Raw genomic sequence first — 22,271 nt, 5'->3', positions numbered from 1 at the left:
GAAATTTTCGTGGACTCGATGGACAGGGCCACTCCGGGGGTCAGTCGAACCACCGGTCCCGGGCCAGTTCCTCCGTGCGCGACGGGTCCTCCAGCAGCGCGGCCACCTCGAACCGGCGCGGCCACTGCCCCGCCGCCCAGGCCAGCCCCGCCGCGACCCCCTCCAGGGTGGCCGCGTGCAGCACGCCGTCGTCGGTCAGCCGCCAGTCGATCTCCACGCCGTCCACGACGAGTTCCTCGTGCTCGACGTAGGCCGCGGGCGTGCGCGGCCCGAGCAGCACCCGCACCGACTCCGGCACATCGTGCTCGGCCCCCTCGGAGTGCACCTCGCCGGTGACGGACTCGCTCAGCCGGCGCACCTGGAACAGCTCGGCCAGCTCGGCGGCGCGCGCGGGCCGCACCGGCAGCAGCGGCACCCCGGAGGTGAACGGCAGCAGGTCCGGGGAGTCGACGACCACGGCCGAGGTGGCGTCCACGACCTCCACGCGCCCGTCGACCACGGCCCGCAGCTCGTCCGGCAGGGTCACCCGCTCGGGCTCCAGCTCCGCCAACGCGCTGTACAGGCCGTGCAGTTGGGCGGGCGTGACCGGGCGCTCCGGGTCGGCGAGCCGGTCCAGGAGCTCGGCCGCGCCGCCGGGCTCGTCCAGCAGCGCGCCCACGGAGGTGCGCACCCCGAGCGCCCGCAGCACCTGCTCGTCCTCGAACCCGGTCGCGTCCGCCTCGTCGTACAGCCCGCGCAGCAGCGGGTCCCCGCCGGCCGCGAGCAGCCCGGCCGGGCGCCGCCCGTCGAGCACCGGGTGCCCGCGCAGCCACCACGCGGTGTACGGCCGCACGGCCTCGTGGGTGCCGTCGGGCAGCAGGACGCGCACAGGCTGGGTCAGGGCGTCCCGCAGCGGCGGCCGGGCCAGCAGGGCGAGCGCCTCCGGCCAGTGGTCGTCGTCCACGAGCTCCAGGTCGCGTACGGCGACGAGTTCGGTGGCGACGGGCGGCACCGGGCTGTCCGGGAACCGGTCGAGGATGTCCTCGCACCACACGTCCACGGCGTCCAGCAGCCCGGCGTCGTCGGGCTCGGCGAAGTCGCTATCGCGGGGCTCCAGTTCGTCCGGGTCGAGGACGACGTCGGTGGCGCGGACCAGCGCGAAGTCCGCCAGCACGCCGCACGCGGTGAGCGGCTGCTCGCCCCACCGCTCGGCCAACTCCGCATCCACCGCCGCCAGTTCCCCCTCCCGGATGACCCGGGCGAAGGGGCTGCCGGGAAACACCAGTTCACCGGCGGGCGCGAGCTCACCGTCCTCGTCGGGCAGCGCGAGCGCACCCAGCCAGGGCTCGTCGCCCGGCTCCAGCCCCGCGTCACGGACCAGGCCGAGCACGGTCTCGGCCAGTTCCTCGGCGTCCGGCGCGTCCTCCTCCCAGACCAAACCGCCGTCCTCGTCCAGGGAGCCCGCCACGGCGGCCCGCACCTGCGGGGTGGTCAGCACCGCGCGGGGGGTCGCGGGCAGCGCGCCCAGCTTCTCCAGCAGCGGGTGCGCGGCGTCCGGGTGGGCGACCTTCAGCCCGAGCCGCCCGAGCACGTCCGGGTCGATCCGGGCGGCGTCCGGGGTGGGCAGCAGCACCTGCCGGGGGCCGATGGTGGTCCTGTTGTCGGCCAGCGGCACCGGCAGCCCGGACAGCCGCTCCGGGTCGACCCCGGCGAGGCTGTCGTACAGCCGCCGCCACCACTGCGGCTCCTTCTCCAGCCCGGCGAGCCGGTCGACGGCGTCGGCGAGCGGCAGCCGGGCGACACCGAGGGTGCGCAGCTCGGCGCGGCGCTCCAGCCCCGCCGGCAGCAGGGTGGGCAGCACCTCGGCCAGCACCCGTACGGTGTCGGCGCCGGCGCCCTCCACGACCTCGGCGTCCCGGGGGCGCAGCGCCTCCGGCAGCTCCTCGTCGCCCTTCGGCGCGACGGCCGGCGGCAGGAAGGCGGTGCGCGGCAGCCGCTCCAGCACGGCCTGCCGCAGCGCCCCGTCCAGCGCGCCCTTGCCGAGCGGCCCGGGCACGAGGTCGATGATCCCCTCCCCGACCGGCCGCCACTCCGCGAGCAGGGCGGCGTAGGCGTCGGCCGCGCGCTGTACCAGGAAGTCGGTGAGCGGTCCGGGCGCCGCGTGCCGGCGGGTGGTGTCCAGTGGGAAGGAGGCGATGAGCAGCGCGGGCACGCCCAGCGGCTCGTCGCTCGGGGTCGGCGCGTGCACGACCGGGCTGGTACGGGGCCGGGCCGGGGCACCGTACGTGTCCACGGGTACGGCCCAGGTCACCGACCAGTGGGGGCGCAACCGCTCCTCCACGGGCCGGTCGGCGAGCAGGTCGGGGGTCAGCGGCCCGTGCGCGGACGCGGTACGCCAGTGGGTGACGCCGTCCCGGGAGTCCTCCACGACCGTGAAGGCACCGTCGGTACGGCGGCCGAGGGTGCGCGGCTCCTGCCCCTCGATCTCCACGACGACCTCCGTCAGCCCCGGCAGGGCGAGCAGCAGGGCGTCGTCCACCCCGGCGAGCAGCCGCTCGGCGAGATCGGCGGCGGCGGCGTCGCGCAGGGGCAGGATGACGGCGGTGTCGTACGGCTCGGGGGCGGTGCCCTCGGCGGCGAACGGCAGCCGCAGCAGGGGCACGTGGCCCTGCCGGCGGCGCACCTCGTCACCCAGTCCGGGGCTGTGCCGGGCGACCTCGGCGGCCAGCTCCCGGGCCTCGGCGAGGGACCAGCGCACGCCTCCGTGCCGGCCGACGATCGCCGGTTCGTCGGTGACGGCGAGTACGGCGGCGAAACCGACCCCGAACCGGCCGACGGCGGCATGCGTGTCCTCGGCGCCACGTTTCGCGGAGGCGCGCAGCGTGGACAGGGACTCGACACCGGCCGCGTCCAGGGGGGCGCCGGTGTTCGCGGCCACGAGCACGCCGTCGCGGAGGGTGAGCCGGAGCCGCCCGGCCGTCCCGGCGCGCGCGGCGGCGTCGGCGGCGTTCTGCGCCAACTCGACGACGAGCCGGTCCCGGTAACCGCCGAGGACGAGATCCTCCTCGGCGTTGGCGTCCTCCCGGAACCGGGCGGGACTGGTCGCCCAGGCGTCGAGGACCCCGCGCCGCAGCCGGGCCGTCCCGAACGGATCGGCCCCCTCCACCGCCGGCCGCACGAACTTGCTCACGATCACTCTCCATCCTCCGCGTGAGGACGAAGGTACAGCGCGGAGGGGTTGGGGGCCGAAGGGGAGTGAGCGGAGGGACGAGGTCCAGGTCGGGGTCGGAGGGCGGAGGTCTGAGGTCGGAGGCCGGCCGCTTGAGGGGTGAGGTCGGTCGGGGTGCTCGGGGGGAGTCGGAGTGGGCGGTGTGGTGGCGTGGCCGTCGGGCCGCTCGCTTCCCGGCCAGTGTCGGGCTTCCACGAGGCGAGTCAAGGGCGCGTCCCGCGTCGGCTGCGCCGATGGCCCTCCGGGCCACCCTTGACACACCTCGCTCCAGCCCGGGGAAGAAGCGAGCGAGCGGCCGAAAGAACAGTGGCCCACCCCGGCACCGGACCCAAGGGTGGGCTACAAGGCCCCGTCGGCAGGGCCACGCACCCGCACCTCACCAGCACGCCGGGCGGTCTCAGCGGCTTGCGGCCCGGTGGCGGGTGCGCGGTCGCGTCTCGCCAGCACGCCGGGCCGGTCAAGCGGCCTCAGGCCCGGTGGTGAGCACGCGATCGCGTCTCGCCTGCACGCCGGGCCGGTCAAGCGGCCTCAGGCCCTGTGGTGAGCACGCGATCGCGTCTCGCCTGCACGCCGGGTCGGTTCGGCGGCTTGCGGCCCGGCGGGCGGACCCTGCGGGCGAGCGGCCATCTCGCGAACCGGGGCGGCGGACGACAGCTACCGCCACAACAGCCCAGATACGCGAGGAGCGAGGAGGCGAGGGACAGGGGACCTAGTTATGGACAAGCAGTCCAAAACAACCCACCCCCAGACCCACCACCCCACCACCCAGCACCCAGCACCCAGCACCCACCCGTCACCCATCACTCCCCACCCATCACCCACCACTCACCCGTCACCCATCACTCCCCACCGATCACCCGTCACCCCCATCACCCCCGGCGCCACCACACACCACCCACCAACCCGCAAGCCGCCAAACACACCCGGCGTGCAGGCGAGGCGCGAGCGCGCATCCCCGACCCACGATGCGAACGCAGCCCACCGCAGGGCCCAACCAAGTCCAGCCGGCCACTTTCCCCTGGCCGCCCGCTCGCTTCTCCCCCGTGCTGGAGCGAGGTGTGTCAAGGGTGGGCCGAAGGCCCATCGCCGAAGGCGACGCGGAACGCGCCCTTGACTCAGCTCGCGGAGGCACGACAATCGCCGAGAAGCGGGCGGCCCCACGGCAACCATGGCAACACCGGTCCGTATACGACCCCGACTCCCGGACACCACCGGACATGCGCGGACAGTGACTCTACGCAACCGCTCCGTCACTCTTCAGCAGCGTCGAAAACGGACACGCTGAGTACGTGAACCGCGAACCCCCCACCCCTGCCCCGAACTTCTCGATACAGCTGTCCCCCACCCCGCGAGGGGCCCGGCTCGCCCGCCTCCTCGCCACGGAGCAACTCCGCTCCTGGGGACTGCCCATGGACCCCGCCGCCCTGATCGTCGCGGAGCTGGCCGCCAACGCCGTCGTCCACGGCCGCGCGGCCGGGCGGGACTTCCGGCTGACGCTGTACCCCGTAGGGGACGTGCTGCGGATCGAGGTGACCGACACGCGGGGTGACCGGCTGCCGGAGCGGGTCCGCCCCGCGCCGGACGCCGACTCCGGACGCGGGCTGCTGCTCGTCGACGCCTTCGCGGACCGCTGGGGTACCGCGCCGGGGCCCGCGCCACGCAAGACCGTATGGGCCGAGGTGCGGGTCGGCTCAGGGGACGTGGCGGCGGTAGACCTGCCGGGAGCCGCCTTCCGGGCCGGGGGCCGCCGGCTCGGCCGGGGTGAAGCCGAGGCGCTCGTAGAACACGCGCGCCCCACTGGCCACCGCACCGGGGTGGTCCGCGCCGAACGTGACCACCTCCACGGTGGCCGGACCGCGGACCCATCTGCGGAACGCGTCCGACAGCAGCGCGCTCCCGACGCCCCGCCCCCGCGCCCCGTCCGTGACGACCAGCCAGTGCACGTGGTGGACCGGCGGAGCGGCACCGAAGAGGACGGCGCCGAGGAGGCCGGAGGAGGACTCCTCCGACGCCACCAGCGCCGTACCGGTACCGATGCTCTGCCGTACCGCCCGGGTGAAGCCGGGGTCCGCCACCATGGGCCCGAACCAGTGCTCCACCTGGGACGCCAGCCCGAGGAAGCCGGGAAGGTCCTGTTCCTGCGCCGTTCTGATGATCACCGGGGCAGTCTGGCAGCGGAGGCCGCCGTTCAGGAGTGGCCCAGCTCCGCCGTCTCGTCGTCGCCGGTCTCCGGGACCGAGCCGGAGTCACGGGCCGGGCGGAGCGGGAAGGGGTCGACCCGGGTCTCGTCGATGACCGGCGCGGCGGGCTGCGGGGGCTTGGGCATGACCGCCGCCTCCGAGTGGCCGCCGCAGCCGTAGGCCAGGGAGACCACCCGGCCGTCCGCCGGCGAGAACTCGTTGGCGCACACGCCGAACGCCTGGCCGAGGGAGCCGCCGATGGGGGTGAGGAAGCCGCAGCTGACGCAGGTGGCCGGAGCCGCCTGGGCCATCGGGGTCTTCGGGCCGTACGCCTCCTCCCAGCGGTCGGCCGCGATGTGCAGGCCGTAGCGGGAGAGCACGCGGGCGCGGCGCATGCCCAGTTCCTCGGCGACCGCCGCGATCGAGCCGCGCGAGGGCGTCGTCAGCTGGACGGCGGGGGTGCCGGGGGTGACGTCGGCGTCCTCCGCCTCGGCCAGTTCCCGCATCTCCTCGGAGACCGCCGAGTTGGGCGGCGGCTCCTCCTCGCCGATATAGCCCGGCTCCAGGCGCAGGTCGTCCTGGTCGGTGGGGAGCAGGTCGCCGGGGCCGAGGTCGCCGGGGCGCAGGCGCTCGCTCCACGGCACCCACTCGGGGGCGAGGAGGGCGTCGGGGCCGGGCAGGAGGACGACCTCGTCGAGCGTGACGATCCTGGCGCGGGAGGCGCGGGCCACCGTCACCGCCCAGCGCCAGCCCCGGTAGCCCAGCTCCTTGCACTCGAAGAAGTGCGTGACAACGCGGTCACCCTCCGAGACCAGGCCCGTGTGCTCGCCGATCACCCCGGGCGCGGCGGCCTCCTCGGCGGCGGCGCGGGCGAGGTCGACGGCCTCGGCGCACAGGCGGTCGGGGGTGCGGCTTCGCGTTGTCGCTGCGCTCACAGGTATCGCTTCTCTCCTACGCCGTCTCGTCGAGTGCGGCTGCCTCCGGCGGTTTCGCCTACGGAGCGGACCTGGGGACCGCATCGACGTCTGCATCCGCGCGCCCGGGCGCACCTCTGCCATCCATTCTGCGTTATGGCTGAGACAGGCACGCTACACCGGGCGGGATTCGTGCATTTTCCCACCCGGACCGTATCCGGCGCCACGCCGTCCACCCGTGCTGCCCGCCGTACGCCGCCGTCCGTGCCGTACCGCGCTGTCCGGCCCGGTCCCAGGGCACTATGAACGTCGTGGCAGCCACGGGCAAGGCGAGTGGTCGGGGCGGCGGTTCGGGCCGGGTGGGCGGCGCCGTCCGCGCGGTCGGCCGTGCCCTGCGCTTCCCGGTCACCGGCACGGCACGCGGCATCCGCAGGGCCACCCACGCCCACGGCGCGGGCGAGTCGGGCCTCGGCAAGCTGATCGAACTGCACGCGGTGAACGGCGCCGGGGACGTCATGGTCACCGTGGCGCTGGCGTCGACCGTGTTCTTCTCCGTGCCCACCGACGAGGCGCGCGGCCGGGTCGCGCTGTATCTCGCCATCACCATGGCCCCGTTCACCGTGCTCGCCCCCGTCATCGGACCGCTCCTGGACCGGTTGCCGCACGGGCGGCGGGCCGCGATGGCGGGCGCGATGCTGGCCCGGGCGCTGCTCGCGCTGGTCATCTCGGGGGCGGTGGCGAGCGGCGCGCTGGAGCTGTATCCGGCCGCGCTGGGCGTACTGGTGGCCTCCAAGGCGTACGGCGTCATCCGCAGCGCCGTCGTACCGAGGCTGCTGCCACGAGGCTTCTCCCTCGTGAAGGCCAACTCCCGGGTCACCCTCGCCGGACTGCTGGCCACCGGGGCCGCGGCTCCGGTGGCGGCCGGGCTGCACGCGCTCGGCGACCCCTGGCCGCTGTACGGCGCCTTCGTGATCTTCGCTGCCGGGACGTTTCTGTCGTTCTCCCTGCCGCCCAAGGTGGACTCGGCCAAGGGCGAGGACGTGGCGCTGCTCGCCTCCGGCCCCCTGCGTCCGCCCGGGGAGCGGGCCAGACGGCCGGGGCTGCGCTCGGTCGGGCCCGCCGTCACCTACGCGCTCGGCGCCAACGCCTCCCTGCGCTGCCTGTCCGGCTTCCTGATCTTCTTCCTGGCCTTCCTGCTGCGCGAGCATCCGCTGGCCGGGCAGACCGCGGCGGTCTCGCTCGGCATCGTGGGCGTCGCGGCGGGCGCGGGCAACGCGCTGGGGACGGCCGTGGGCGCCTGGCTCAGATCCCGCGCCCCGGAGATCATCATCGTGACCGTCGTCGCGGTGGTGCTCGGCGTGGCGCTGCTCGCCGGCCTGTTCTTCGGGGCGTTCCCGGTGGCCTGTCTGGCGGCGGTCGCCGGGTGCGCGCAGGCGCTGGGCAAGCTGGCGCTGGACGCGCTGATCCAGCGGGACGTGCCGGAGGCGGTGCGCACCGCGGCTTTCGCCCGCTCGGAGACGCTGTTGCAGATGGCGTGGGTGTTCGGCGGCGCGGTCGGCATCGTGATGCCGCTGGACGGCACGGTGGGGCTGCTGGTCGGCGCCGTCTTCGTGGCCGCCGGCTGGCTGACCACCCTGCGCGGGCTGCTCGCCTCGGCCCGGGGCGGCGGCTGCCCGGCACGCGCGACCTGACGAACCGGCCGCCGGCGCACGTGGCGTAACGAACCGGGCACGCCGTACCCCACGTGGGCGGACGGCTCCGGGCGCCCGATAGCCTTCGGCCATGACCACGCTGCAATCCGCTGTGCGACGCCGCCGCGCCGTCGCCGTTGCCGGCGCCGTTTCCGCCGGACTGCTCGTCCTGTCGGCCTGTGACAAGCCGACCCCTGTCGCGACGGTCACCGTCGGCGGGAACTCGGTCAACTCCGAGGCCCTGTGCTACAACGACGGCGACAAGCTGTCCGCCGACTCGCTGAAGGACTGCGTCAAGAACACCGACGACGTGAAGTCGATCGAGGTCGGCCAGGACGACACCGTCCGCATCGGCGTCGACCCGAAGATCGCGGACGAGGGCTGGTTCGTCCTGGTCAACGGCCGTCCGGCCACCGACCTCAGCCACAACACGTACCGCACGATCCCGGGCAACGCCTTCTTCAAGGCCCAGTACGGCACGGAGGGCGAGACCAACTCGCTCGCGATCCAGATGGGCGAGAAGGAGAACAAGGGCATGTGGTCCTTCAAGCTGAAGGACGGCAACGAGAAGGCCGAGGACTGACCACGCCCCCCGTTCCCGTGCTCATCGCCACCGCGGTCCCCGTCGAGCGGGACGCGGTGGCGGGGGCGCTGCCCGCGCCGGCCGAGGAGGTACGGCTGCCGGGCGCGGTCCTGTGCCGTACCGGTGCCGGCTGGGACCTGCTCGCCGCCGGTGTCGGACCGGCGCTCGCCGCCGCCTCCACCGCCGCCGCGCTGACCGCCGCCGCGCTGGCCGGCCGGCCCTACGGCCTGGTCGTCTCGGCCGGGATCGGCGGCGGTTTCCAGCCGGACGCGCCCGTCGGCTCGCTCGTCGTCGCCGACGCGATCACGGCGGCCGATCTGGGCGCCGAGACCGCCGACGGCTTCCTCCCGGTCACCGAACTCGGCTTCGGGACCGTCACGCACCGCCCGCCGGAATCAGCCGTACGAGTCGCCGCCGAGGCCCTCGGCGCCCGTACCGGCACGGTCCTGACCGTTTCCACGGTGACCGGAACCGCCGCCCGCGCCGCCGCCCTGCGGGCCCGGCACCCCGGCGCGCTCGCCGAGGGCATGGAGGGGTTCGGGGTGGCGGAGGCCGCCGCCGCGCAGGGGGTACCCGCGCTGGAGATCCGTGCCGTCTCCAACCCGGTGGGACCCCGGGACCGCGCCGCCTGGCGCATCGGCGACGCCCTCGCCGCCCTCACCGAGGGCTTCGGGAAGCTCGCGCCCGCATTGGAGAGTTGGAACCCACATGACCACCAGTGAGCAGCGGTCCCTGCCGATCGCGTACTCCCCCTGCCCGAACGACACCTTCGTCTTCGACGCCCTCGCCCACGGCCGGGTGCCCGGCGGACCCGCGCTGGACGTGACGTTCGCCGACATCGACATCACCAACGGCATGGCCGAGCGCGGCGAGCTGGACGTGCTGAAGGTGTCGTACGCCGTGCTGCCCTACGTCCTCGACGAGTACGCGCTGCTGCCGTGCGGCGGCGCGCTGGGGCGAGGCTGCGGGCCGCTGGTGCTCACGCGGGAACCACAGGCCGATCTGACGGGCCGTACGGTCGCGGTGCCGAGCGAGAAGTCGACCGCCTACCTGCTGTTCCGGCTCTGGGCGGCGGACACCCTGCCCGGCGGGGTCGGCGAGATCGTGGTCATGCCGTTCCACGAGATCATGCCGGCCGTACGCGACGGCAAGGTGGACGCGGGCCTGGTCATCCACGAGGCCCGGTTCACTTACCAGGACTACGGGCTGCACAAGCTCGCCGACATGGGCGAGCACTGGGAGCGGACCACCGGGCTGCCGATCCCGCTCGGCGCGATCATCGCCCGGCGGTCGCTGGGCGCGGACACTCTCACCCGGCTGGCCGAATCGATCCGCACGTCCGTGCGCATGGCCTGGGACGACCCGGAGGCCTCCCGGCCGTACGTCATGGCGCACGCCCAGGAGATGGACCCGGCCGTCGCCGACCAGCACATCGGGCTGTACGTCAACGAGTTCACGGACGACCTCGGCGAGGACGGCTACGCGGCGGTGCGGGGGCTGCTCACCCGTGCGGCGGCCGAGGGGCTGCTGCCGCCCCTCGGCCCGAAGGCGCTGGACTTCCCCTGAGGAAGCCCGGGCCGGGTCAGACGTCCAGCTGGTCGGCGACCGCGCGGAGCAGGCCGGCGATCTTCTTGCCGGAGGCCTTGTCCGGGTAACGGCCCTTCTCCAGCATCGGGGTGATGTTCTCCAGAAGGGTGGTCAGGTCCTGCACGATCGACGCCAGCTCGTCCGGCTTCTTGCGCTGGGCGGCGGCGACCGACGGCGTCGGGTCGAGCACGTTCACCGACAGCGCCTGGTCACCGCGCTGACCGGCGACGACCCCGAACTCCACGCGCTGTCCCGGCTTGAGTGAATCGACTCCGGCGGGGAGAACCGAGGAATGGACGAAGACGTCACCGCCGTCGTCGCGGGAGAGAAAGCCGAAGCCCTTCTCGCTGTTGAACCACTTGACCTTGCCGGTAGGCACGTCTGTCCTCGTCCTCGTACTCGTTGGGAAAACTACTTCGGAAACTGCTCTTGATAGCACTAGAGCGGGTCGACCATGACCCGCCGATACCAAGGCTAATGGTCTTCGGGCGGGTGACAAGACGTCCCCCGGTTGTTCTCTCGCGCAGGGAACTACCCTGGTCCGGTGCGTGACAAAACCCAAGCGAATTCCGCCGCGCCCGGTGACCGACTGATCCGGGCCGGTGCCGTCGTCTTCTTCCTCGGGGCCGTGGCCACCCTGGTCACGGTGGCCCCGCTCTTCCTCGGCGCGAAGCCTTTTCCGACCTACATGTTCGGTCTGAGCATGCTCATGGCCGTCGGATTCCTCGTCGCCGGTGCCGGTGTGCTGCGCTCGGTCGCCGCCGGACGGCGTCAGGCGCGGGGGGCCGCCCCGAGCGCCTCGCGGTAGCCGTCCAGCCATTCCGGGAAGGCGGGAAGACCGGCCAGGACGACGTCCGCGCCGGCCGCGCCCAGCTCCTCGGACGGGCACGGTCCGGTCGCGACGGCGACCGAAAACGCACCTGCGGCGCGGGCCCCGCGGACGTCTCCGACGTGGTCGCCGACGTATACGGACGCGCCGTGCTCGCGCAGCGCCTGCGCCTTCCGCTCGGCCCACAGGTCGCCGACGACCACGTCCGGCTCGATGCCGAGGTGGGCGAGGTGCAGTTTGGCGTTCGGCTCGTACTTCGCCGTCACCACCAGCGTCCGCCCGCCGGCCGCGCGCACCGCGTCCACCGCCTCCCGGGCGCCGGGCATCGCGGTCGTCGCGGCGATGGCTATGGAGGGGTACATCGCCCGGTACATGTCGGCCATCTCGGGCACCCGCTCCAGCGGGAACCAGTGGGCCAGCTCCTCCACGAGCGGCGGACCGAGCCGGGTCACCGCCAGATCGGCGTCGATGAACGTGCCGGTGCGCTCCGCCAGGGCCCGGTAGCAGGCGCGGATGCCCGGGCGGGAGTCGATGAGGGTCATGTCCAGGTCGAAACCGACGGTCAGGGTGGAGGCCATGGGGGACATTCTGCCGGGTGCGGACGGGTAAGACCGGGCGGGCCCGGGCCGTGCGCCCTCTGGGCGGCCAGGCCGTAGCGCGGTCGCCTTCGCCCCGGCGCTACCCCTTCCGCTGCGAGCGCCACACCAGGTACAGCGCCGAGGCCACCGCCGCGCCCCGGACCACCCACGGCCAGGTGTCGCCGATCGCGTCGCTCATGTGGCCCTGCGGGATCGGGGTGCCCCAGCGGCCGTCGGTGCGGCCCCACAGCCAGAGCAGGCCCGCCGCGACCGCCGCGCCGGGCAGGATCATCACCGCCCACTTGGTCTCCGCGGGCGTCAGCCGCCGGGAGCCGTAGGCGATGGCCCAGCCGAGCAGCAGGGCGAACCAGTTGCCGAGGACGGCGCCGGCGACCAGCGCGGCGGCGGCCAGCAGCAGTAGCGGGTTGGACCAGCCGGACAGCGGCCCGCGGGCGGGAGCCCCGGCGGCCTCGGCCGGGCCGGCCTTGGCCGGTGCGGCCTTGGCGCGGGCCGGCAGCAGTCCGCGCAGCCGGCGGCGCGGGGCGGGCGCCGGCTCGGCCTCCGTCGGGGCCTTGCCCTCGGTCTCCGCGGGGGCCGGCCCGGCCTCCCGAGGGGGCCGTTTGAGCAGCTCCGGGATCTCCACCCCGCCGACGAACCCCGGCACCGGGTCGGCGTCCGCCACCGGGCCGTGCACGCGCCACCAGTCGGGCGGTGCCGTGCCGTCGCCGAGTTCGTGCGCGGGGGCGAGGTGCGGCGGGGCCGGCGCGGCCCGGGCCGCGGGCGGCGGTCCGGGCTCGGCGGGGCGCGGGCCCGGTACGGCCCGCCGCAGTCCCTTGGGCCGCTCCCGCCGGGCCGCCCGCTCCTCGGCGGAGGGCTGGGCCGGTACGGCGGTGGCGGGCGGCTGCGGGGCGCCGTCGGGCGTGCCCGCCGCCGTGACCACCTCGTCCGGGCTGCCCAGGCGGTCCAGGATGCGGCGGACGGCGGCGGGCGAGTCCACCGTCGCCTTCGCCCGGTGCCGGTCGATCTCGTTGCGCAGCTCCGACACGAGCCGCATGCGTGCCGCCGACGGCAACTGCCGCTGCTGGGCGATGTCACCGACGCGGCTCAGATACTCGTAGACGACCTGATCGCTCTCGATCCCCACGGAACCCCTCCGGGGTGCGCCGACTGGAAACCCCGGGAGGGACGGTACCGCTTCCCGGTGGATGCCCTCGGCATATGGGTTGTCCGCTAACGTTGACCGGATGAGCCCCGAGGCCCACTCAGCCCCTCGGTCCCTCGCGGAGGCACTGCGCGCGCGGGACGACTCCTCCCTCGCCGCGCTGCTGCGCAGCCGCCCGGACCTCGTCACCCCCGTGCCCACCGATGTCACCCAGCTCGCCACGCGCGCCGGCACCCGTGCGTCGGTGCTGCGCGCCCTGGAGCGGCTGGACCGGTTCGCGCTCCAGACGGCCGAGGCGCTGGCCGTCGCCCCGGACCCGGCGTCGTACGACACCCTGCTCGGGCTGATGGCCGGCGACGCGGGCGACCCGGCCGTGGCCGGCGCGCTGCCGCGGGCCCTCGGCACCCTGCGCGAACAGGCGCTGGTGTGGGGCGGGGACGACCGGCTGCGGCTGGTACGGACCGCCCGCGAGGTGCTGGCCCCCTCCCCGCAGCACCCGTCTCCCACCGGGCTCGGGCCGACCGTGCAGGAGGCCACCTCGGGCATGTCCCCGGGGCGGATCCAGGAGATCCTGACGACGGCCGGGCTGCCGTCGACGCACGACCCGGTGTCCGCCGTGGCCGCGCTGACCGCCCTGTTCACCCACCGCAAGAAGCTGGCCAAGCTGCTCGCCAAGGCCCCGGAGGCCGCCCGCGAGGTGCTGTCCCGGCTGGAGTGGGGGCCGCCGTACGGGCAGGTCACCGCGGATCCGGCGGCCCATCTGCGCTGGCTGCTGGACCGTGGCCTGCTGCTGCCGACCACGCCCGGCACGGTCGTGCTCCCCCGCGAGGTCGCGCTGCACCTGCGCGCCGGCCGCGCCCACCGGGCCCCCGAGCCGCTGCCGCCCGCCGTGGTACCGGCCGCGACGCACAGCCCGCGGGTGGTGGACGCCACCGCGGCCGGGCAGGCGTACACCGCGCTGGCCACGGTGGAGGAGCTGCTGAAGGAGTGGGACGAGGGCGGCCCGGCCGTGCTGCGGGCGGGCGGGCTGAGCGTCCGCGACCTGAAGCGGACGGCCGTGGCCCTGGACGTCTCCGAGCCGGTCGCCGCCTTCTGGGTGGAACTGGCGTACGCGGCCGGCCTGGTCGCCTCCGACGGCGAGGCCGACGAGCGGTACGCGGCCACCCCCGCCTACGACGAGTGGCTGGAGCAGCCGCCGGCCGAGCGCTGGGTCCGGCTCGCCCAGGCGTGGCTGGCGGCCACCCGGACTCCGGGGGTGGTCGGCGGCCGGGACGCCAAGGACCGGACGCTGTCGGCGCTCGGCCCGGGGCTCGACCGGTCCGCCGCGCCCGAGGTACGGCACCGGGTGCTGGCCCTGCTGGCCGGGCTGGGGCCGGGCGCCGCCCCGGACGCCGAGTCGGTACTGGCCCGGCTGCGCTGGGAGCGTCCGCTGCGGGGCGGCCGGCGGGACGGCGAGGAGGACCTGCGGTCCCGGCTGGCCCGCTGGACCCTGTCGGAGGCGGAACTGCTGGGCCTGACCGGCCGGGGCGCCCTCTCCTCCCACGGGCGCGCCCTGCTGGGAGCGCCCCCCGCGGCCGACTCGGGCTCCTCGACGGCCGAGGTGCCGGCCGCGGGGTCTACTCCGGCCGGCGGGCGCGGTGCCGTCGAGACCGCTCAGGCCGACACGTCCGGAGCCGGCGACCCCGGATCCCCCGCCTCCGGCGGTCCCGGGGACAAGCTTCCCGTGCACCGCCACCGGGTCCCCGACCGGCTCGTGCCGCCGTCCGGGCCCGAGCAGGCCGTCGCGGGGGCCGCGGCCGCGCGGCTGCTCGCGCCGTTGCTGCCCGAGCCCCTGGACCACGTGCTGCTCCAGGCCGACCTGACGGCGGTCGCGCCCGGCCCGCTGCGGCGCCCGCTCGCGGACGTGCTGGGCGTGCTCGCGGACGTGGAGTCCAAGGGCGGGGCGACCGTGTACCGGTTCACCCCGGCGTCCGTCCGCCGCGCCCTGGACGCCGGCCGGACCGCCGCCGACCTGCACGCCTTCCTCACCGAGCACTCCCGCACCCCGGTGCCGCAGCCGCTCGCCTATCTGATCGACGACGTGGCCCGCAGGCACGGCCATCTGCGGGTCGGCGCCGCATCGGCGTACGTCCGCTGCGACGACGACGCCCTGCTGAACGAGATCCTCGCCGACAAGCGCGCCGCCGCCCTGCGGCTGCGCCGCCTCGCCCCGACCGTGCTGGCCGCGCCGACCGACCCGGCGACGCTGCTGGAGGGGCTGCGCGCGATGGGGTACGCGCCCGCCGCCGAGTCCGCCGAGGGCGATGTGCTGATCGCCCTCGCCCACGCGCACCGGACCCCGCCGCGCACCGCGCCCGAGCCGGTGCCGGACGGGCCGCCGGCGCCCGACGCGACGCTGCTCGCGGCGGCGATCCGCGCGATCCGGGCCGGTGATCTGGCCGCCACCACTCCGCGCAAGCCCGTCGGCGAGCCCCTGGCGGGCGGCGAGCTGCCCCGCACCTCCTCCGCCGAGACCCTGGCCACCGTGCAGGCCGCCGTCCTGACCGGCGACTCGCTGTGGATCGGTTACGTCAACGCCGAGGGCGCCGCCAGCCAGCGGGTCATCTCGCCGGTCCGGGTGGAGGGCGGCTTCGTCACGGCCTACGACCACACGGCGGACGAGGTCCGCACCTACCCCCTGCACCGGATCACGGGGGTGGCCGAACTGGCGGAGGACTGAGCCGGCCCCCATCGACGCCACGCCCACCCGGGCCCCGCCGCCGGCAGACCGCCCCGGAAGCCCGCGACCAGCGCCTCCGGCCGGCAGCCCGGCCCGCGCCAGCGCCGACATGGCGTGGGTCGACGTTCCCGCACCGTTGGGCACCGGTCCCCGCGATACAGCACCGGTTCCCGGTAGGGGGACTGCGCGCGGCGCGGCTCGCCGGGCGGTCGCGGGCGCCGGGGACGCTGCTTCTGCATGGGCACAGCCCGCACCCCAGCGTCCAGTCCGGCAGTCCGGCAGTCCGGCAGTCCGGCAGTCCGGCAGTCCGGCAGTCCGGCAGTCCGGCAGTCCGGCAGTCCGGCGATGATGATCATCACCCCCGCCCGGCAGTCCGGCGGCACGTGACCGGCGCTCCCGGCCCGGGCCCGGCGTCCCCGTCCCAGACGCCGAACCCGCCAACCACGCCGTCCGTACCCCGACCTGGCAACGCCGCCCCACCGACCGCACCCGTCAGTCGGCAGAAGCCCGACCGGACACCCCCGCCCGACCCCGGCCCCCGGGCCGCGCCACACCCCCTCAGCAGTCTCCGACCGGAGCGTCCTCCCGCAGGCCGTAGCGGGCGCGGGCCGCGGTTTCCAAGGGGGTGGACGACATGTCGGCGCGCAGGGCGAGTGTGCGGCGGCCGAAGTGGGACTCGGTCCAGTCCGCGTTGCCCGCGCCGTCGGGAGCCTGCTCGCGCGAGACCACCCGGTAGCGGCCGTCGGCGGCCCGCGCCAGCCGCAGCACCTGCGGGACGTGTCCGCCGCCGCACTCCACCAGACCGCCGTCGCGCACCCCGTACTCGACGCACAGCGTGTCGACGCCCGCCCGCACCTCGTCCCCGTGCCGCTCCAGGCCGACCGGCTCGGCCCGGCAGAACCAGTGCGCCTCCAGCGCGGGCACCTCCTCGCCGTACCCGGTGCCCCGCTGCTCCGCCGCCAGCCGGGCCTCGATCACCGGCCGGACCTCCGCCCACAGCCGGGCATCGACCTGCCCCGGCCGCATGGCCCAGACGCCGCTGCCCACCAGCACCACCACGGCCCCCGCGCCGGTCGCCCATCTGACCGCTGTCATTCCACGCCCTCCCCTCGGCCCCCGTCGCAGGCGTAGACCCGTGGGGACGGGACGGGGTTGCACAGTGCGCGGCCTCCGGACAAACCCGCCCGATGAGGCACACTGGACGTTTGGCCGTTGTGGAAAGGGTGTGCCGCGCGTGAATGGTCCACTGATCGTCCAGTCCGACAAGACCCTGCTGCTGGAAGTCGACCACGAACGGGCCGACGACTGCCGGCGGGCCATCGCCCCCTTCGCCGAGCTGGAGCGGGCCCCCGAGCACATCCACACCTACCGGGTCACCCCGCTCGGCCTGTGGAACGCGCGCGCCGCCGGGCACGACGCCGAGCAGGTCGTGGACGCCCTGGTGCAGTACAGCCGCTATCCCGTGCCGCACGCGCTGCTCGTGGACATCGCCGAGACGATGGACCGCTACGGCCGGCTCACCCTCAGCAAGCATCCCGCGCACGGCCTCGTCCTGACCACGACCGACCGGCCGGTGCTGGAGGAGGTGCTGAAGTCCAAGCGGATCGCCCCGCTGGTCGGCGCCCGGATCGACCCGGACACGGTCGTCGTGCACCCCTCCGAGCGCGGGCAGATCAAGCAGACGCTGCTGAAGCTGGGCTGGCCGGCCGAGGACCTCGCCGGCTACGTCGACGGCGAGGCGCACCCCATCGAGCTGCTGGAGGACGGCTGGGCGCTGCGCCCGTACCAGAAGCAGGCCGTGGAGAACTTCTGGCACGGTGGCAGCGGTGTGGTCGTCCTTCCCTGCGGCGCCGGGAAGACGCTGGTCGGCGCCGGGGCGATGGCCCAGGCGAAGTCGACCACGCTGATCCTCGTCACCAACACCGTCTCCGCCCGGCAGTGGAAGCACGAGCTGGTGAAGCGGACCTCGCTGACCGAGGACGAGATCGGCGAGTACAGCGGCACCAAGAAGGAGATCCGGCCGGTCACCATCGCCACCTACCAGGTGCTGACGACCAAGCGGAAGGGCGTCTACCCGCACCTGGAGCTGTTCGACTCCCGGGACTGGGGGCTGATCGTCTACGACGAGGTGCATCTGCTGCCCGCGCCCGTCTTCAAGTTCACCGCCGACCTCCAGGCGCGCCGCCGGCTGGGGCTCACGGCCACCCTGGTGCGCGAGGACGGCCGGGAGTCGGACGTCTTCTCCCTCATCGGGCCCAAGCGGTTCGACGCGCCGTGGAAGGAGATCGAGGCGCAGGGCTATATCGCGCCCGCCGACTGTGTCGAGGTCCGGGTGAACCTGACCGACTCCGAGCGGCTGGCGTACGCGACGGCCGAGGCGGAGGAGAAGTACCGCTTCTGCGCCACCACCGCGACCAAGCGGAAGGTCACCGAGGCGATCGTCCGCCGGTTCGCAGGGCAGCAGGTCCTGGTCATCGGCCAGTACATCGACCAGCTCGACGAGCTGGGTGAGCATCTGAACGCTCCTGTCATCAAGGGGGAGACCTCCAACGCCCAGCGAGAGAAGCTCTTCGACGCCTTCCGTGAGGGCGAGATCAGCGTGCTGGTGGTGTCGAAGGTCGCGAACTTCTCCATCGACCTGCCCGAGGCCACGGTCGCCATCCAGGTGTCCGGCACCTTCGGCTCCCGGCAGGAGGAGGCGCAGCGGCTCGGCCGGGTGCTGCGCCCCAAGGCCGACGGCCACCAGGCGCACTTCTACTCGGTGGTCGCCCGCGACACCATCGACCAGGACTTCGCCGCGCACCGGCAGCGGTTCCTGGCCGAGCAGGGCTACGCCTACCGGATCGTGGACGCCGACGAGATCCTGGCGGAGGGCGCGGCCTGACGCCCCGGGCGGCGGGCCGCCGCCGCCCCCGCCAGCAGGGCCAGCGCCAGCAGCGGGTACGGGGACGCCGCCGGCTGCTGCCACCACGGCAGGTGCAGGTCCCGGTCGCCCGCGTGCGGGACGAGCCACAGGGTGCGGGCGGTGAAGACCGCCGCCGTGGCGGCCGCCGCCCACCGGCGGCCGTCGCCGAGCAGCACCGCCAGCAGCGGCACGCACCACACCCAGTGGTGGGACCAGCTGATCGGACAGACCAGCAGGGCCGTGCACGCGGTGAGCAGGATGCCGTGCCGCTCCTGCCGGGCGCGGCCCGCGAGCCCCAGGCCGACGGCACCGGTGACCAGTGCCGGCAGCACCCAGCCGAGGCCCGGCGCGGGATCGCCGAGCATCCTCGCGATCAGCCCCTGGAGGGACTGGTTGTCCACGATCCACGCCTTGCCGACCCGGCCGGTCTCCCACAGCCGCCGGGTCCAGAAGGAGACGGTCGCCGAGGGCAGCAGCACGGCTCCGCACGCGATCGTCCCCGCGAAGGCCGCGAGCGCGGTCGCCGCCTCTCGTATCCGGCCGCGCAGCAGCAGCCACGCCAGGAACACGGCCGGGGTGAGTTTGATCCCGGCCGCGATCCCGAGGGCCGCTCCCGCCCACCGGGCGCCCGGGGGCCGGGTCAGGTCCCACAGGGTCAGGCAGGCGACGGCCAGGTTGACCTGGCCGAACAGCAGGGTCTGGAAGACCGGTTCGAGCCAGAGGGCGAGGGCGGTGGCGGCGCAGACCACGGCCGGGGCCGGGGTGCGCCGGGCCAGGCGGGCGGACAGGACGACGAGGGCGGCGAGCAGGAGAACGTTGGCCGCGAGGAACGCCGTCTTCAGGACGGGAACGGGGAGCCAGGCCGCCGGGACGAACAGGATCGCGGCGAAGGGCGGGTAGGTCGCGGGGAGCCGCCACTCGGTGACGGTGAAGCCGTACAGGTCGGTGCCGTGGGCCACGGCGGCGCCCTCGGCGCGGTAGACGAGGAGGTCGGCCATGGGCGCGCCGCGCAGGGCGCAGAGCGTGCCGAAGGAGGCGAGGGAGAGGGCGAGCAGGATCAGGGCGGTCCGTTTCCGCACGGAGCCGACCCTATGTCGTCACTTGATGCGTATGCCCGCTTCCTCGCCGTACTCGCCGTGTTCGCTGTACTCGCCGAGGATGACGACGCTGAACGCGGCCTCGGCGAACACCTTGACGGCGCGCAGGGCGTTGCCCAGCGGGTGGTGGTGGGTGCCGTCCAGGGTGGTGACGCCGGACGGCGGCCGGAAGGGGGCGGGAGTGATGGTCGCTGCGCTCATGACTCCATGGTGGATCTCCGGGCACCGCCGGCGCATCGGCCCCCGGGTCCAGATTTCGGCCGCCCCTCGTAGGCCCCCGGGTGGACACCGCCCCTGAGACCGATTGGCCCCGATCCCCTAGGGGACGGGCAGGACAGGAACACCGGAAACAGCCGGAGAACGGCCGACACACGGACCGCGAAACGGCCGACGCACGGACCAGGAACGGCCGACACACAAACCGCGAAACGGCCGACGCACGGACCAGGAACGGCCGACACACAAACCGCGAAACGGCCGACGCACGGACCAGGAACGGCCGACGCACGGGCCAGGAACGGCCGACGCACGGGCCAGGAACGGGCGGTACCGGAAATTCGTTGGACGGTTCCCGGTGCCCCGCCTAAAATCTCCGCCCTTGCCCGCCTCCCTCCCGGAGTGCCGCCGCCCGGCCGGAAACCGGACGGCATCGTCGTAGCCCACGCAGCAGCAGGCCCACCGGAGGCACCCCCTTGTCCACGCCCGCCCACGACCCGCTCGACGACCCCCTGGCCCGGGAGCGCGCCCACCTGGCCGCGTCCCGTGCCGCCCTGCGCGCCATGCGCGAGGACGTGGAGGCGCTCGACATCCGCGATGTCACCGCGAACTGGGTCAACGCCGAGGTTCTCACCCACCAGATCGACGAGCGCATCAAGGCGCTGGCCGACCTCAGCGACACCCCCCTGTTCTTCGGCCGCCTGGACTACCTGCGCGCGCCGGGCGCCGAGCAGGCCGAGGGCGCCGGGGGCGAGCGGTTCTACATCGGGCGGCGGCACGTGCACGACGCCGACGGCGACCCCATGGTCATCGACTGGCGCGCACCGGTGTCGCAGCCGTTCTACCGGGCGTCGAAGAAGAACCCCATGGACGTCGGGCTGCGCCGGCGCTTCGGCTACACCGGCGGCGACCTGACCGCGTACGAGGACGAGCACCTGTCCGACCCGGCGGAGGCCGCCACCACCAGCAAACTGCTCCAGCGGGAGATCGAACGGCCGCGCGTGGGCCCGATGCGGGACATCGTCGCCACCATCCAGCCGGAGCAGGACGAGATCGTCCGGTCCGGCCTGTCCGGGACGGTCTGTGTGCAGGGCGGTCCGGGCACCGGGAAGACCGCCGTCGGCCTGCACCGGGTCGCGTACCTGCTGTACGCCCACCGGGAGCGGCTGGCCCGCACCGGAACCCTCGTCATCGGGCCGAACCGGTCCTTCCTGCACTACATCGAGCAGGTGCTGCCCGCGCTCGGCGAGCTGACGGTGCGGCAGGCGACGGTGGACGACCTGGTCGCCCATGTGGAGGTGCGCGGCACGGACGAGGCCGCCGCCGCGATCGTCAAGGGCGACGCCCGGATGGCCGAGGTGCTCCGGCGGGCCCTGTACGCGCACGTGACCCCGCCCACCGAGCCGGTCGTGGTCGTGCGCGGCTCCCGGCGCTGGCGGATTCCGGCGTACGAACTGGAGGAGATCGTCGGCGAGTTGCTGGCCCGGGACATCCGTTACGGCGCGGCCCGGGAGGCGCTGCCGCAGCGGATCGCGCACGCGGTGCTGGTGCGGATGGAGCAGGCCGGGGAGGCGCCGGACGACCGGGTGCAGGACGCGGTGGCCCGCAACAGCGCGGTGAAAGCGGCCGTGAAGGCGATCTGGCCGGCCGTGGACCCGGCGAAGCTGGTGCTGCGGCTGCTGTCGGACGCCGAGTTCCTCGCCGAGCACGCCGCGGGAATCCTGGACGAGGACGAGCAGAAGGCGGTCCTGTGGACCAGGCCGGCGCGCAGCGTGAAGTCGGCCAAGTGGTCGGCGGCGGACGCCGTGCTCATCGACGAGGCGGCCGATCTGATCCAGCGCACGCACTCCCTGGGGCACGTGGTGCTGGACGAGGCGCAGGATCTGTCCCCCATGCAGTACCGGGCCGTCGGCCGCCGCTGCACCACCGGCAGCGCCACCGTGCTGGGCGACCTGGCGCAGGGCACGACCCCGTGGGCGACCCGCAGCTGGGCGGAGGCGCTCGCGCACCTGGGCAAGCCGGAGGGGGCGGTGGAGGAGCTGACGGCCGGTTTCCGCGTGCCGACGGACGTCATCGCGTACGCCTCCCGGCTGCTGCCGCACATCGCGCCAGGGCTCACCCCGGTCGCCTCGGTCCGGGAGAACCCCGGCTTCTTCGAGGTGCGTACGGCGGCCGGGGCGGCCGACGTGGTCGACGCCTGCGCGCGGCTGCTGCGCAACGAGGGCTCGACGGGCCTGATCGCCGCCGACGCCCGCATCCCGGAGCTGGCCGAGGCCCTGACGGCCGCCGGGATCTCCTACCTGGCGCCCGGTGAGGAGACCACCCGCGAGACCCGGCTGACCTTGGTCCCGGCCTCGCTCGCCAAGGGCCTGGAGTACGACTACGTGGTGCTGGACGAGCCGCGGGCCGTGGTGGACGGCGAGCCGGACGAACGCACCGGCCTGCGGCGGCTGTACGTGGCGCTGACCCGGGCGGTGTCGGGCCTGATCGTGACGCACGCGGCCCCGCTGCCCCCGCAGCTCGCCGAGCGGGACGCGTGACACGTACGACACCGAAGCCCCGCGGCGCGCCGAGTAGGGTGCTGATCCGTTCCGGCATGTCC

The 22,271-nt window shown here is 74.6% G+C and carries 17 protein-coding genes and 1 pseudogene; 9 read left to right on the top strand and 9 right to left on the bottom strand.

Going from position 1 to position 22,271, the window contains the following annotated elements:
• Positions 1-40: 40 nt before the first annotated feature.
• Positions 41-3,169 carry a sacsin N-terminal ATP-binding-like domain-containing protein gene (locus tag Srubr_RS33610; RefSeq protein ID WP_189992396.1) on the bottom strand — a complete coding sequence of 1,043 codons (3,129 nt, stop codon included), beginning with the start codon at positions 3,167-3,169 and terminating at the stop codon, positions 41-43.
• A 1,328-nt stretch (positions 3,170-4,497) separates the two neighbouring features.
• On the opposite strand from Srubr_RS33610, the pseudogene Srubr_RS33605 reads away from it, so the two are divergent.
• Positions 4,498-4,893: pseudogene (locus Srubr_RS33605) on the top strand (ATP-binding protein); the annotation flags it as partial.
• Positions 4,894-4,899: 6 nt separating this feature from the next.
• Here Srubr_RS33605 and Srubr_RS33600 read toward each other — a convergent pair.
• A complete protein-coding gene (locus tag Srubr_RS33600; protein WP_189992397.1) occupies positions 4,900-5,367 on the bottom strand; it encodes a GNAT family N-acetyltransferase in 468 nt (155 codons plus the stop codon).
• A 29-nt stretch (positions 5,368-5,396) separates the two neighbouring features.
• Positions 5,397-6,323 (bottom strand): DUF3027 domain-containing protein, encoded by a 927-nt coding sequence (locus Srubr_RS33595; protein WP_189992399.1) that lies wholly within the window; start codon positions 6,321-6,323, stop codon positions 5,397-5,399.
• A 281-nt stretch (positions 6,324-6,604) separates the two neighbouring features.
• Here Srubr_RS33595 and Srubr_RS33590 point away from each other — a divergent pair, with 281 nt between their 5' ends.
• The 4 genes from Srubr_RS33590 (at position 6,605) to Srubr_RS33575 (ending at position 10,142) form a co-directional block, all read left to right on the top strand.
• The gene (locus Srubr_RS33590; protein ID WP_189992401.1) at positions 6,605-7,993 is read left to right on the top strand and encodes an MFS transporter; all 1,389 of its coding nucleotides are present in this window, start codon (positions 6,605-6,607) and stop codon (positions 7,991-7,993) included.
• A gap of 91 nt (positions 7,994-8,084) precedes the next feature.
• The gene (locus Srubr_RS33585) at positions 8,085-8,576 is read left to right on the top strand and encodes a DUF2771 family protein (protein WP_189992402.1); all 492 of its coding nucleotides are present in this window, start codon (positions 8,085-8,087) and stop codon (positions 8,574-8,576) included.
• A 23-nt stretch (positions 8,577-8,599) separates the two neighbouring features.
• Entirely contained in the window at positions 8,600-9,298 is a 699-nt protein-coding gene (locus Srubr_RS33580; RefSeq protein WP_189992776.1) for a futalosine hydrolase, read from the top strand.
• On the top strand, positions 9,285-10,142 hold the full coding sequence (locus tag Srubr_RS33575) for a 1,4-dihydroxy-6-naphthoate synthase (protein WP_189992404.1): 858 nt from the start codon (positions 9,285-9,287) through the stop codon (positions 10,140-10,142). Before Srubr_RS33580 ends, Srubr_RS33575 begins: the two co-directional genes overlap by 14 nt.
• Positions 10,143-10,158: 16 nt before the next feature.
• Here Srubr_RS33575 and Srubr_RS41735 read toward each other — a convergent pair whose 3' ends face one another.
• The gene (locus Srubr_RS41735) at positions 10,159-10,542 is read right to left on the bottom strand and encodes a cold-shock protein (protein ID WP_189992406.1); all 384 of its coding nucleotides are present in this window, start codon (positions 10,540-10,542) and stop codon (positions 10,159-10,161) included.
• 165 nt (positions 10,543-10,707) lie between these two features.
• On the opposite strand from Srubr_RS41735, the gene Srubr_RS33565 reads away from it, so the two are divergent.
• Positions 10,708-10,971, top strand: a complete 264-nt coding sequence (locus Srubr_RS33565) for a hypothetical protein (protein ID WP_189992408.1) — start codon at positions 10,708-10,710, stop codon at positions 10,969-10,971.
• Here the strand turns inward: Srubr_RS33565 and Srubr_RS33560 are convergent.
• Together Srubr_RS33560 and Srubr_RS33555 are read right to left on the bottom strand one after the other, a co-directional pair.
• Positions 10,935-11,579 (bottom strand): HAD family hydrolase, encoded by a 645-nt coding sequence (locus Srubr_RS33560; protein WP_189992410.1) that lies wholly within the window; start codon positions 11,577-11,579, stop codon positions 10,935-10,937. The genes Srubr_RS33565 and Srubr_RS33560 overlap by 37 nt on opposite strands.
• A 91-nt stretch (positions 11,580-11,670) precedes the next feature.
• Positions 11,671-12,714 carry a hypothetical protein gene (locus Srubr_RS33555; RefSeq protein WP_189992412.1) on the bottom strand — a complete coding sequence of 348 codons (1,044 nt, stop codon included), beginning with the start codon at positions 12,712-12,714 and terminating at the stop codon, positions 11,671-11,673.
• A 100-nt stretch (positions 12,715-12,814) separates the two neighbouring features.
• Between Srubr_RS33555 and Srubr_RS33550 the strand changes: the two genes are divergently transcribed.
• Positions 12,815-15,451, top strand: coding sequence for a helicase C-terminal domain-containing protein (locus tag Srubr_RS33550; protein WP_189992415.1), 2,637 nt, complete (start codon positions 12,815-12,817; stop codon positions 15,449-15,451).
• 558 nt (positions 15,452-16,009) lie between these two features.
• On the opposite strand, the gene Srubr_RS33545 is transcribed toward Srubr_RS33550, so the two are convergent.
• Positions 16,010-16,546: a hypothetical protein gene (locus Srubr_RS33545; protein WP_189992418.1), complete on the bottom strand. Its 537-nt coding sequence runs from the start codon at positions 16,544-16,546 to the stop codon at positions 16,010-16,012.
• Between the two features lie 139 nt (positions 16,547-16,685).
• Here Srubr_RS33545 and Srubr_RS33540 point away from each other — a divergent pair, with 139 nt between their 5' ends.
• Positions 16,686-18,335, top strand: coding sequence for a DNA repair helicase XPB (locus tag Srubr_RS33540; RefSeq protein WP_189992422.1), 1,650 nt, complete (start codon positions 16,686-16,688; stop codon positions 18,333-18,335).
• Here Srubr_RS33540 and Srubr_RS33535 read toward each other — a convergent pair.
• Positions 18,287-19,411, bottom strand: coding sequence for a glycosyltransferase 87 family protein (locus tag Srubr_RS33535; protein ID WP_373313435.1), 1,125 nt, complete (start codon positions 19,409-19,411; stop codon positions 18,287-18,289). The genes Srubr_RS33540 and Srubr_RS33535 overlap by 49 nt on opposite strands.
• A gap of 42 nt (positions 19,412-19,453) precedes the next feature.
• The gene (locus Srubr_RS33530) at positions 19,454-19,654 is read right to left on the bottom strand and encodes a hypothetical protein (RefSeq protein ID WP_189992423.1); all 201 of its coding nucleotides are present in this window, start codon (positions 19,652-19,654) and stop codon (positions 19,454-19,456) included.
• A 491-nt stretch (positions 19,655-20,145) separates the two neighbouring features.
• On the opposite strand from Srubr_RS33530, the gene Srubr_RS33525 reads away from it, so the two are divergent.
• On the top strand, positions 20,146-22,209 hold the full coding sequence (locus Srubr_RS33525; RefSeq protein ID WP_189992426.1) for a HelD family protein: 2,064 nt from the start codon (positions 20,146-20,148) through the stop codon (positions 22,207-22,209).
• Positions 22,210-22,271 lie beyond the last annotated feature (62 nt).

Origin of the sequence: Streptomyces rubradiris, from assembly GCF_016860525.1 — a bacterium.
In the GTDB taxonomy this organism is placed as follows: domain Bacteria; phylum Actinomycetota; class Actinomycetes; order Streptomycetales; family Streptomycetaceae; genus Streptomyces; species Streptomyces rubradiris.
Note: the sequence above shows the minus strand (reverse complement) of the source record. Positions and strands in the feature narration are given on the sequence as shown.